The following is an 11,946-nucleotide window of genomic DNA, read 5'->3' as shown; positions in this document are numbered from 1 at the left end:
CATGAGTTGGAGCATTCACGGCAACGGCAGGACCATCACCCCAGGTGAGGTAGTTGCCCCGGATGAGCGGCTGCATTGGCCGCAGACCGTTTCCATCGGAGCCCAGCACATCCTGGCGATGTTCGGCGCCAGCATCCTGGTGCCAACCATCACCGGCTTCCCGGTCACCACGACCTTGCTGTTCACCGGCCTGGCCACCGTCATCTTCTTGCTGATGACCAGGAACAAGGTGCCCAGCTACCTCGGCTCGTCCTTTGCGATGATTGCCCCGGTCCTCTCGACCACCCAGTCGCACAGCATGTCCGGCGCGCTGGGCGGCATCGTGATGACCGGGGCCTTGCTGTTCGTTGTCGGGCTGATCGTGCAGAAGACCGGCACCGGCTGGATCCACGCCCTGATGCCGCCGGTGGTCATGGGCACCATCGTGGCGCTCATCGGCCTGAATTTGGCCAGCGCAACGCTGGTTCCCATGACCGAGTTCCCGCTGACCACTTTCCTCACGGTGATCTTTACCGTGGTCGCGACCGTTGCGTTCAAGGGCCTGCTGGGCCGGCTGTCGATCCTCATGGGACTTCTTTGCGGCTACCTTGTTGCACTGGCCCAGGGGCAGGTGAGCTTCAAGGCGGTTGCTGCCGCGGAGTGGATCGGACTGCCAGAATTCCACACCCCGACCTTCCACTTCGACACTGCGCTGATGTTCCTGCCTGCGGTGTTCGTGCTGATCGCCGAGAACATCGGCCATGTGCGCACCGTGGGCGTGATGACCAATCGCGACCTGTCGAAGTTCAACGGCCGTGCGCTGATGGCCGATGGCGCTGCCAGCGTGCTCGCCGGTTTCGGCGGCGGTTCGGCCACGACCACCTATGCCGAGAACATCGGCGTGATGGCCGCTTCGCGCGTGTACTCGACCGCGGCCTATTGGATCGCTGCGATTGTGGCCGTGGCCCTGGCCTTCCTGCCGAAGTTCGGCGCATTGATCGGCACCATTCCAGAAGGCGTGATCGGCGGCTTGGGCATCGTGCTCTACGGCATGATCGGCATCGTCGGCGCGCGCCTGTGGATCGAGGCGAAGGTGGATTTCGGCAACCCGATCAACTTGATGACCGCCGGCACCGGCCTGATCATCGCCATTGCAGTGACCAAGGAAATCGCCTTCGGCCAGCTCCAGCTGGGCGGCATCGCCCTGGGCTCGATCGCCACCTTGGTGGTCTTCCACCTGATGAGTATCGTCGCCAAGATGCGCGGCAACGATTTGGCGGACTCGCAGAAGCCTGCGGATAGCTAGCAAATAAATTCCCCGCAGGCCGGCATCGCGAGAACTCGCAATGCCGGCCTGCTTTTTTGCCAAGAATTCGGAAGCTGGCCAGTCATGAAGCGGCGACGCGCACTGGGCCTCCCCCGGTCTTGAAGTAAGGACTCCTTCCAATTTGTGATCGATCTCCCATAAAAAATCGGGAAATCGGGATTCTGCGGCTCTCGAATCCGATAGCATGGCTCATTGTGACTGCGACTACATCAGACGGAAAACTCTCCGCGCGACTCATCTTCATCGCCCTCGGGGCGGCATTGGGTGGGTTCGTTTTCGGATATGACTCATCAATCGTTAACGGCACCGTGGACGCTGTCGAGCACGAATTCGGGCTCAACGCGGTAACCATCGGATTCACCGTTTCCTGCGCCCTGCTCGGCGCAGCAGTGGGAGCCTGGATAGCCGGTGTGGTCTCCGAACGCGTGGGACGCGTGCGCACCATGCTCTTCGCCTCCATCCTCCTGGCAGCATCAGCCATCGGCTGCGGCCTGTGCTTCGGCGTAACCGACCTGATCATCTGGCGCATTGTCGGCGGCATCGGCGTGGGCTTCGCCTCGGTGATCGCCCCTGCCTACATTGCCGAGGTCTCCCCGGCCGCGCATCGCGGACGCCTGGGCACCATGCAGCAGATGGCCATCGTGCTGGGCATCTTCGTGGCCTTCCTGGTCAGCGCGCTGCTGGTCTTCGTCATGGGCTCGGCGGATGCCGTCGGCTTGTTCGGCCTGACGGCCTGGCGCTGGATGTACCTGTCGCTGCTGGTTCCAGCAGTGCTCTACGGCCTGCTCTCGCTGCGCCTGCCCGAATCTCCCCGCTACCTGGTCGAGCGCGGCCGCTTCGTTGAAGCAGCTACCGTGCTGACCCGCGATATGGGCATGAACGCCGGCACGGATACCGAAAAGAAGATCGAAGAGATCCGCTCCACCGTGCACATCGAGCGCCGCCAGGTCTTCAAGGACCTGCTGGGCCGCTTCGGCTTCCACCCGCTGGTGTGGGTCGGCATCCTGCTCTCGGTCTTCCAGCAGTTCGTCGGCATCAACGTGATCTTCTACTACTCCACGACGCTGTGGAAGTCCGTCGGCTTTGCCGAATCGGATTCCTTCACGATTTCGCTGATCACCTCGGCGACCAACGTGCTGGCAACGATCGTGGCGGTGCTTCTGATCGACGTGCTGGGACGCAAGCTGCTGCTCACCATCGGCTCAGCCATCATGACCGTGTCGCTGGGCATGATGGCGGTAGCGTTCGCGCAGTCGGTCACCATCGACGGCGCCGTGTCGCTGCCGGGCAGCTGGGGCATCGTCGCCCTGGTCTCGGCCAACCTGTTCGTGGTCGGCTTCGGCGCCACCTGGGGTCCGGCCGTATGGGTATTGCTCGGCGAGATCTTCCCGAACTCGATCCGCGCCATGGCACTCGGAGTGGCAGCCTCGGCCCAGTGGATCGCCAACTTCGCCGTTTCCACCACCTTCCCGGCCCTCGCCGAGGCAGGCTTGGCATTGGCCTACGGCATCTACGCATTCTTCGCGCTGCTTTCCCTGATCTTCGTGATCTTCCTGGTCAAGGAAACCAAGGGGCGCCAACTCGAGGAGATGACCCTCTAGGCACCACCCGCAGGGCATTGCGGATTGCGCAAAGGAGGCAGGAACCAAGATGGTTCCTGCCTCCTTTTGCGTGCCCGGATGCTTACCAGGCCTTGTTGGGCACATCCACTCCTACGTCGCTTTGCAGCGAGAGCACATGCTCCAAGCTTGGCCGCCCTTCCAGCGTCGGGCCCTGGCCGGCGAGCGCCACGCTGACTGTCTGCCCCGGCTGCAGATCGACCTGCTGGCCGCGCACCCAGATCGGACGGGAGAAGGCTCCGTGCAGGGTGAAATCAATGGCTTCAGCCCGCAAGCCCACGGAAATCCTCATGCCCCGCCACCCGAGGTTGAAGCGCAGGGCCCGCCATTTCTCCGGGAGCCGCGGATCAAAGCGCAGCTGGTCGTCATCGTCGCGCAGCCCCGCGAAGCCGTAGATCAGCGCCGACCAGACGCCACCGGTCGATGCCACATGCACGCCGTCAGCGGTATTGCCATGCAGGTTTTCCAGATCCACGTTCAGCGCGTGCTCGAAATACTCCCAGGCAAGATCGCGGTAGCCCACCTCGGCGGCGAGAATCGACTGCACTGTCGCCGACAGTGTCGAGTCGCCCGTAGTCAGCGGGTCATAGTAGTTGAAATCCGCAAGTTTCTGCTCGGCGGTGAAATCGCTGGAACGCAGCCACAAAGCCAGCACCGCGTCGGCTTGCTTGATGACCTGGAAGCGGTAGATCACCAGCGGATGGTAGTGCAGCAGCAACGGCCGCTTATCCGCACCGGTATTGGCCAGGTCCCAGACTTCGCGGTTCAAGAAATGCTCGTCCTGGGGGTGGATTCCGACCGTTTCGGAATACGGGATGTGCATGCAATCAGCGGCCTTGAGCCACAGGGCGATCTCCTCGTTTTCCAATGAGTGCCTGCTGGCCAGTTGCGCGAACTCGCGCGGATGCTCTTGGGCCATTTCGGCCAGCAGCTGGGCGCTGCGGCGCAAATTGAAGCGCGCCATGACATTGGTGTAGAGGTTGTCGTTGACTACCGCGGTGTACTCATCGGGCCCGGTGACCCCATGGATATGGAAACGCTCATTGCCCTGCTCGCCACGCCAGAACCCCAGCGAGGCCCACATGCGCGCAGTTCCCACGAGGATTTCGGCGCCGCCGGCCAGCAGGAACTCGTCATCCTCCATGACCCCGAGGTACCGGTTGAGCGAATACACCACGTCGGCATTGATATGGTACTGCGCAGTGCCAGCCGGATAATAGGCGCTGGCTTCCTCGCCGTTAATCGTGCGCCACGGGAAGAGCAGGCCTTCCTCGTTCATGATCAGCGCCCGCCGGGTCGCTGCAGGAATCATCGAGACCCGGGCGCGGAGCGTGTTGCGCGCCCACTGCTGGTTCGTATAGGTCAAGAACGGCATCACATAGATTTCGGTATCCCAGAAATAGTGCCCGGAATAGCCGTTGCCGCTCACGCCCTTGGCGCTGATGCCCAGGCCGTCGGCACGTCCGGCAGCTTGGGCGAGCTGGAACAGGTTCCAGCGGATCTTGCGCTGCAGCTCGGGCTCATCGCTCTCCACCACCACATCGCTGCGGTCCCAGTAGTCGGCCATGAAACGGCGCTGGGTGCGGAAGTGCTCGTCAATCCCCAACGGCACCAGGTGCTCCAAGGCCCGCTCAGAACGCAAGAGCATCTCCTGGGCAGGATGGCGCCGCGAGGAGTGGTAGACCGCGTACTTGGAGACGCGCACGCCTTGCCCGGCTTCCAGCCTGGTGCTGATCACTTCATCGGCGCGGTCATCGTCCACCTTGCGGACCACGGACAGCTCCGCCTGCGCTCCGCCAGTGGTGGCCACCTCGTGCTCCACCATTGCTGCTACCGACATCCCGGATCCGAAGACCTGGTACGAGATGCCCAGCCGGGCGCCATCGCGGTGGGTGCCCGCCGGATGCAGCGGGTTGGCCCTGGCTTCCTCGCTCTTGCGCGGATCGGCAGGAACCCCGGCATCGGTTTCCTCCGGGGAAGCCACCTTCCGGCTGGAGCGGTACCCGATGACCGAAGACTGGATCAGCACCTGCGCCGGAGCATCGAGCAGGCGCACGTGCACGTCCTGCAGCGCCACGTGGCGATCCGTGAAGGAAATCATTGAGCGGGCAGTGACGGCTACCCGGTGCCCCTCGGCAGTTCGCCACAGGGTGTGCGCGGTCAGCGTCCCGTCAAGGAAATCCAGGCGCAGCTCATCACGCAGCATCTCCGTGCGGCCGACTTCCAGGGCTTCGTCATTGATGAACACGCGCATGGTCCGGAAATCCGGGGCGCTGATCATGGTCTGTCCGGTTTCGGCCAGCCCGAAGGCGCTCTCGGCATGGCGGATTTCCCAGGTCTCATGCAGCCCGTTGATGAATGTGCCACCTCCTTGGTCCCCCAGACCCAGTTGCGCAGCCCGTGCACCCAGAAAACCGTTGCCCAGAGAGAAAACGGTGTCTTCGGCGCCATCGCTGTCTCGCTGGTTCCCGCGCCACAGCGACCAGGAGTCCTCTTCCCAGGCCTTGGCTGCTTGCTCGGAGACCAGTTCGGAAAGGTCATGAACCACAAAATGGGCCCCTGCATCCAGCAAGGCGGCCTCATTGCCTTCGCGGGCCACGCCGATGACGCCGAAGCCCCCGGCACGCGCTGCCCTCACCCCGCTGGTGGCATCCTCGATGACGGCGCATTCTTCCGGACGCCAACCCAGATCGGCGGCGGCAGCCAGGAACGTGTCCGGGGCTGGTTTGCCCGCCAGCCGGCGCGCAGCAGCTTCCTGGCCGCTCATCACCAATGGGAAGTGCTCGGCCAGTCCTGCGGCAGCCAGTACCACGCGGGCATTGCGCGAGGAGGACACCACCGCGACGTCCAGCCCGGCATCCAGCACCTGTTGCAGGTAGGCCACGGAGCCGGCATAGGGGTCGATCCCGTCGCGCTGCAGCACTTGGGTGAACTTTTCGTTCTTCATATTGCCCAGCGCGCAGATGCTGCCCTCCCCCGGCAGATCGCTTTCATCCCCGCGGGGCAAGCTGATGCCGCGGGATTCGAGGGTGGCCGCCACCGCGTCATAACGCGGACGGCCGTCAAGCAGGTTGAAATAGTCCTCGGAAGTGTATGGGGCCACGCCCGGGTGCTTGTCGAAAAAGGTGGTGAAAAGTTCTTCCCACGCCTTGCGATGCAGCAACGCGGTAGGAGTGATCACGCCATCCAGATCAAAGAGGACGGCCTTGTAATCACGATGTCGGTACTCAGGACGAAAAGCGTTCACAATCGAAATCCTTCGAAAGAGGAGCGAATTACTGGCCGTAGTCCTTACCGTAGCAACTGAACGCGCTTGCTTCGACATACTACGATAAGAATGTGGCTCAGTGGATAGATGTATGGAATAGCGAAGACTGGCGTGAGGCAACCGCCGAGTGGATCGATGCTGCGTGCGAGGCATATGGCATTCAACGCACCGCAGGACCGGATTTTTGGCCCGCAGATTTGCACCAGATCCAGGCGGCGGTTCAGACCGGTGCCGCAGATCTGATCTTCAGCGCCAACGCTCCGGGGCTGGCTTCGGAACCAGCGACCACGGTCGCTGCCGGCCAGCTGCTGCCCGATCGCGTGGTGATGCCACTGGCTATCGACCGGATCGCCGGCTACATGCTCAGCCCGGATTTCGGGCACACCCTGGCGGATCTGGGCGATTCGGTGGAGAACTGGGAGCTGGCCATGGCCTCGCTCGGTTCCTTCCAGGTCGCGCTGATGGGCCACGAGGAAGAATTCTTTGATTCCGGGGTCACCGTGGTGGACCCGCAGTTCCTGCCCGAGCAGTACGAGCAGGCGCTGATGATGCATGTGTCCCTGGACCCGGCACACCCGCTGTACCTGGATGGATCCATGGCGGACAAGATGGTTTCGCATCTCGATGAGTTGAGGAGGGCCACCGCTGCCCTTCATGCCGGTGCGGTGCCGTTGAGCATCGAGCACGGCAACTTCGATCTGTCGCAGGTGGTGGTTCCTGCCGAGGCCGGAGACCACGGCCGCATCCTGAATCTGTCCTCCGCGCACTGGGCTCACCCCTTCTCATCCCTGAACACGCCGCTGGCCGCCATGTGCGAAGCGTGGGATTGCGATACCGGTGATGAGCGCGTGATGAAGGTGCTTTTCGCGTACCTGGACCAGTTCTCTGCCTACGGCTCAGCAGATGAGCTGTACGACCTGATTAATCCAGCCTGCCTGGTTGCGCCGCTGTCGCAGCACGAGACCTGGTTGCGCCTGCTCCTGGATGCCAGCGACGAGCAACTGCAGGAGCACGCCGAGACCGTTTTGGGAACCCTGGATATCTCCTAGGGCCGCAGTTCAAGAGCCCAGAACCCTGGCCAGCAAGGCCGCGTCATCGCTCATGATGGCGTCGGCCTTGCGCTCCATCAGCAGCCGCATGGTCGGCTCGTCGTTGATGACCCAGACATGCACCTGGGCGCCGGCTCGGTGGACCGCCTTGATGAATCGACGGGTCGCTACCGGCAGCATGCCCTGGTTCAGCGGCACCTGGACCGCCCAGAAGCCTGCCAGCAGCCGCTTGGGAACCCAGCCCAGCAGGTGGGCGCACAGCCAGATGGCGACAATTTCCCGTTGACCCGGCGAGCGCCGTATCGGAGCGGAAAGCAGGTGGCCGACCGCGGCGCTGCGTGCCGTGGAGAAGGACGCGAGGGCAATTTGCCGATGGGCTTTCCTGCGCTCGATGAGCTCGGCCAGCGGGCCGATCACGTGCTCGTCCTTGACGTCCAGGTTCAGTGTGGCGTGCGGGAACGCATCGAGCAGTGCATCAAGCGTGCACAGCGGTTCCCCTCCGGCCCGCACCATTGCCAGCTGCTCGTCGGTGAAGTCGTTGAAATTCCCGCTCGCGTCGGTCACCCGGTCCAGGCTCTGGTCATGGAACAGGTAGACCGTGCCGTTGGCTGAGGCGTGCACATCCGATTCCAGATGGGTGATGCCCAGGTCTGCGGCGCGCTGGAAGGCTGCCAGCGTGTTTTCCTCGTTGCCCGTGCGTACGCCGCGGTGCGAAAAGGCGTAGGTCATTTCAGCAGGCCTTCAATGACCTGGGCTACGCCGTCATCGGCCAGCGAGGGTGCACGGAAGCGGGCGGAGGCCAGCGCCATGGGGTGTCCGGAGGACATCGCGTAGCCGTGGCCGGCGTATTCGAGCATTTCGATGTCGTTGGGCATGTCGCCGAAGGCCATCACTTCAGCTGCGGCAATTCCCAGGCGCTGGCAGTATTCATGCAGCGTGGTGGCCTTGTGGATATCCACATGCGCCATTTCCAATAGGGAAACGTCGAAGGCGGAGTGGGTCACCGATACCAGTTCTGCCAGCTGCGGCTCAACCGAGGAATAGAACTTGTCTATCGGCAGGTGCTGGGAGCGGGCAAGGAATTTCACGATGCCCTCGGAATCAATTGACTCGCTAGCCAGATCCAGGACTGCCTGCACCCCGAAGTTGTGGTGGCGGTCGGCAAAGCCTTCACCCAGGTGCAGCCCCTTGGTGGTCTCGGCAGCGAAGGACGCGCGCGGTTCCAGCTCCAGGATGATTTCGCTCGCCCGCCGCGCGGTAGCCGCGCTGAGCGTGCGCGACCAGATCACTTCGTCTTGTTCCAGGTCGTAGAGCACCGCGCCATTGGAGCAGATGACCGTGCCCATCCCGCCGAAGGCTTCAATGATCGGGCTCAGCCAGCGGAAGGGGCGTCCGGTGACAAAGACGATCTGGATGCCAGCGTCGCGGGCTTGGATGAAAGCACGTTGGGTGCGTTCGGAGATGGTGCCGTCCTTGGCGACAATGGTGCCGTCGAGGTCCGAGGCGATCAGCTTGATCATCTACAGCTCCTGGCGGCGTGGCGGGTTCGCCCCGGCACGCTGCACGGTCACCGCGGCGGCCAGGGCCGCGAATTCCAGGGCTCGCGAAAGCTCCGCAATCTGCAGCTGGTTCAGCTTTTCGCGGTTGGCCGCGCCAATCAGTCCATGTTCGGCCAGCCAGCACAGCAGCGCGGCGGTGAAGGTATCGCCGGCACCCACGGTATCGGTGACTTCCACCGACGGCGCAGTGAATTCGGCGTCGCCGGCGCGAACGACGCCCCAGGACCCGCGCGAGCCTGCGGTGGACACCACGATCGCCGGACCCATGTCCAGCCAGGCACGGGCCGAGTCCTGGACCGAGCGCATCGGGTACAGCCACTTCAGGTCGATGCCGGAGACCCGCACCACGTCGGCCTGGCCGACGAATCGCTCGACCTCGGCCACGGTCTGCGAATGGTTGGTGACCAGCGACGGGCGCAGGTTCGGGTCGTAGCTGATGGTGGCATGGGTGCGCGCGGCCGAAAGCAGCGGCAGCAGTTCTCCGGGGCTGAACAGGGTGGCGATGGAGCCGGTGTGCACCAGCTCGGCATCCTGGGCCAGCTCCGGCCCGATGGTCGGCATCTGCCAGTAGGCGTTGAACGCGAAGGCCGCGCCGCCGGCCGGGTCGAGGATGCCATGGGCAATGACGGTGGCCTGGTCATCGGCTCCGCCCAGGTATGCCACGTTGTTGTCCTTGAGGTAATCCTCGATCTTGCGGCCCTTGTCATCGGCGCCCCAGCGGGAAATCAAGGTTCCCGGGTACCCCAGGCGGGAGAGCGCAACCGCGACGTTCAACGGGCTGCCGCCAACGAACTCCTGGGCTGGGGCGATGCCGGAGGCCAGGACGTCAACGAGGGCCTCGCCGATCACGGTCGGGTTCATGCTGCTCCTTCAGTAGTGCAGTGGTGACAGGGCACGCACGCAGGCAGCCCATTGGCTGCTGTGCGGATCGATCCAGGTGTAGTGGTCGCCCGCGAACAGCGAGAAGCTGTGCTCCTGTCCGAGCGCAGCCGCTTTCTGGGCTGCGATACGGGCAATTCTTACCGGAACATCGCCATCGTCCCGTCCATGAAAGATTACGACACGGGCATGCATTGGCCATAATTCCACCGGATTGCAGGCGCCCAATGGCGCGCCTGCGAGCATCTCGTCCACTGCGCTGCCGCTGAGCTTCAGGCGCTGCGCCGTTTCAAGGTCCAGGACCCCGGCCTGGCTGATCACCTGGGAGACCCGTGCATCATGGGCGGCCAGCACGCAGGCCAATTGCGCTCCGGCTGAATGGCCGATCAGCGTGATCGGCCCTTCTTCCTTGACCAGGCCCAGCGCGAGCCGGGCATCGGCCAGCATTTTCGCCGCGCTGCCCGGCCCACGCCGGTATTCGAGGTTGTAGGCAGGGATCCCGCGGGCGGCGAGATCCTCTGCCAGGGGCACGCCGAGGCTAGCGGTGTACTTTTCACGCCAGTATCCGCCGTGGATGATCATCACCGCTCCGCGAGCGGTGGTGCGTTCCGGCTCGTAGAACTGGACCTGCTGGTCCGGGTGCGCCCCGTAGTGCATGGTCGGCGCCCCGGCTAGTTGCCCGGGAAGACCGCGGCGCGCTTTTCGACGAAGGCGGCACGGCCTTCCACCGAGTCGGCGGTTCCGAAGGCCTGCTGGAAGGACTGTGCTTCAACCAGCAGGGCGTCATGGGTGTTCAGCGCGTCCATGTCCACCATCGCGGCCTTGGCATTGCCAACGGCCGTCGGTGCCACCTTCGCGATCTCCTCGATGGTGGCCACGGCCTGGTCAATCAGTTCCCCGGCCGGGACAACGCGGTTGGCCAGGCCAATGCGCAATGCTTCCTCGGACTTGATGCGGCGGCCGGTGAAAACCAATTCACGGGCCATCGCGTTGCCGACACGTCGCGGCAGGCGCACCATGCCGCCAAAGCCGGGCACCAGCCCGAGGTTGACCTCCGGCTGCCCAAAGCTGGCCGTCTCGGAAGCGTAGATGAAATCGCAAGCCAGGGCGAGTTCGCAGCCGCCGCCCAGGGCGAAGCCGTTGACTGCGGCGATCACTGGAACCTGCAGCTTCTCCAGGCGTTCGGTGACCGCGTGCATCTGGCGCCCGTAGGCCAGCGCCGCCGCCGGGTCCATTTCGCGCAGCTGCACGATATTGGCGCCGGCGACAAAGGACTTCTCGCCGGCACCGGTGAGGATCACGCCGCGGTATTCATAGCCGGTGGCCTCGAACCAGTCCAGGAAGGCTTCAAGGTCGTTGACGACCTCTTTTGCCAACGCGTTCAGCGACTTCGGCTGGTTGACGGTCAGGATGAGGGCCGAGCCCTGGGTGCTCAGGCTGAGGGTATCGAATTGCTTCATACCCCTAACTCTCTCACGTAACGCGCGTCACGTATTGGATTGTCAGCGGTGCTTGCGTGGCTTTGCCTTGGCACCCTGTGGCTTCTTGGATGAGCTCTTGGCCTGCTGTTTTGCCTTGGCTTGGGCTTTCGCCTTGGCCTTCTTCTGCTCATTGACGCGCTTGGCCTTCTGCTCCTGGTTGCGCACCGAAGTCTGGCGCGATGAGCTGGCGGTACGTCCGCGCACAATGCCGATGAATTCTTCGAGCAAGGCGGTGTCTTCGGTGGCGGTAGGCCAGGCGATGCCCACCTGGGTTGGCGAACCGTCTTCAATGAAGCGCACCACCACGTCCTTGCGGGCGAAGAGCCGGGCAATGGACTGCGTGGTGCGCAGCACCTGGGCGCCGGAAGCGACAACTTCCATCGCTACCGGAATGCCGCCCACGGATTCCGGGTAGTCGGCCAAGTCGAGTTGCGGGAAGGACTCTACGGTCTCCAGCGGAACGGATTCTTCGAAGTACTCCACGTCGTGGTCTTTGCCCGCGCAGACCACTTCGAGTTCCTCGTAAAGCGGGATGACGTGGCGCGTTGCGTCCTTGGGCGAGTCGCCGCGATAGCGCACGAATACTGCGTCAGCCTCGCCATTGGCCAGCAGATCCAGGATTTCCCCCTCATCCAGGCGCCAGGCTTTCAGCTCGATGGCAGGATAGCGTTCCTGGAAGCGGTCCATCCATTTGCCGGGGGTGACGCCGGTTGCGTAGGCGATTCGAAGTTTCTGCACGGGTTAAGCCTACGCTCTGCCGGGTTAAATGGCGCAGGGGGGGCCCC

At 63.6% G+C, this 11,946-nt stretch carries 10 protein-coding genes; 3 read left to right on the top strand and 7 right to left on the bottom strand.

The window, feature by feature from the left end; translation table 11 throughout:
* Position 1 precedes the first annotated feature (1 nt).
* Positions 2-1,285: a uracil-xanthine permease family protein gene (locus ACNPN0_RS16215; RefSeq protein WP_105658654.1), complete on the top strand. Its 1,284-nt coding sequence runs from the start codon at positions 2-4 to the stop codon at positions 1,283-1,285.
* A gap of 215 nt (positions 1,286-1,500) precedes the next feature.
* On the top strand, positions 1,501-2,907 hold the full coding sequence (locus tag ACNPN0_RS16210) for a sugar porter family MFS transporter (RefSeq protein ID WP_105658655.1): 1,407 nt from the start codon (positions 1,501-1,503) through the stop codon (positions 2,905-2,907).
* Positions 2,908-2,989: 82 nt separating this feature from the next.
* Here the strand turns inward: ACNPN0_RS16210 and ACNPN0_RS16205 are convergent, their stop codons facing one another.
* Positions 2,990-6,172, bottom strand: a complete 3,183-nt coding sequence (locus ACNPN0_RS16205; RefSeq protein WP_105658656.1) for an HAD-IA family hydrolase — start codon at positions 6,170-6,172, stop codon at positions 2,990-2,992.
* A gap of 92 nt (positions 6,173-6,264) precedes the next feature.
* On the opposite strand from ACNPN0_RS16205, the gene ACNPN0_RS16200 reads away from it, so the two are divergent.
* Entirely contained in the window at positions 6,265-7,242 is a 978-nt protein-coding gene (locus ACNPN0_RS16200; protein WP_105658657.1) for a hypothetical protein, read from the top strand.
* Between the two features lie 9 nt (positions 7,243-7,251).
* Here the strand turns inward: ACNPN0_RS16200 and ACNPN0_RS16195 are convergent, their stop codons facing one another.
* From ACNPN0_RS16195 to ACNPN0_RS16170, 6 genes are read right to left on the bottom strand one after another with little or no spacing between them, the layout of a single operon-like run.
* A complete protein-coding gene (locus ACNPN0_RS16195) occupies positions 7,252-7,971 on the bottom strand; it encodes a glycerophosphodiester phosphodiesterase family protein (protein ID WP_105658658.1) in 720 nt (239 codons plus the stop codon).
* A complete protein-coding gene (locus ACNPN0_RS16190; protein ID WP_105658659.1) occupies positions 7,968-8,762 on the bottom strand; it encodes an HAD family hydrolase in 795 nt (264 codons plus the stop codon). The genes ACNPN0_RS16195 and ACNPN0_RS16190 overlap by 4 nt, the downstream gene beginning before the upstream one ends.
* Entirely contained in the window at positions 8,763-9,662 is a 900-nt protein-coding gene (locus tag ACNPN0_RS16185) for a PfkB family carbohydrate kinase (RefSeq protein ID WP_133833739.1), read from the bottom strand.
* A gap of 9 nt (positions 9,663-9,671) precedes the next feature.
* Positions 9,672-10,337, bottom strand: coding sequence for an alpha/beta hydrolase (locus ACNPN0_RS16180; protein ID WP_332503170.1), 666 nt, complete (start codon positions 10,335-10,337; stop codon positions 9,672-9,674).
* 14 nt (positions 10,338-10,351) lie between these two features.
* A complete protein-coding gene (locus ACNPN0_RS16175; protein ID WP_105662190.1) occupies positions 10,352-11,140 on the bottom strand; it encodes an enoyl-CoA hydratase/isomerase family protein in 789 nt (262 codons plus the stop codon).
* A 42-nt stretch (positions 11,141-11,182) separates the two neighbouring features.
* A complete protein-coding gene (locus ACNPN0_RS16170; RefSeq protein ID WP_133833742.1) occupies positions 11,183-11,899 on the bottom strand; it encodes a LysR family transcriptional regulator substrate-binding protein in 717 nt (238 codons plus the stop codon).
* Positions 11,900-11,946: the final 47 nt, after the last annotated feature.

The organism is Glutamicibacter sp. AGC84 (assembly GCF_053543575.1).
The sequence above is the reverse complement of the archived record's forward strand: the minus strand, read 5'-3'. Positions and strand labels throughout refer to the sequence as shown.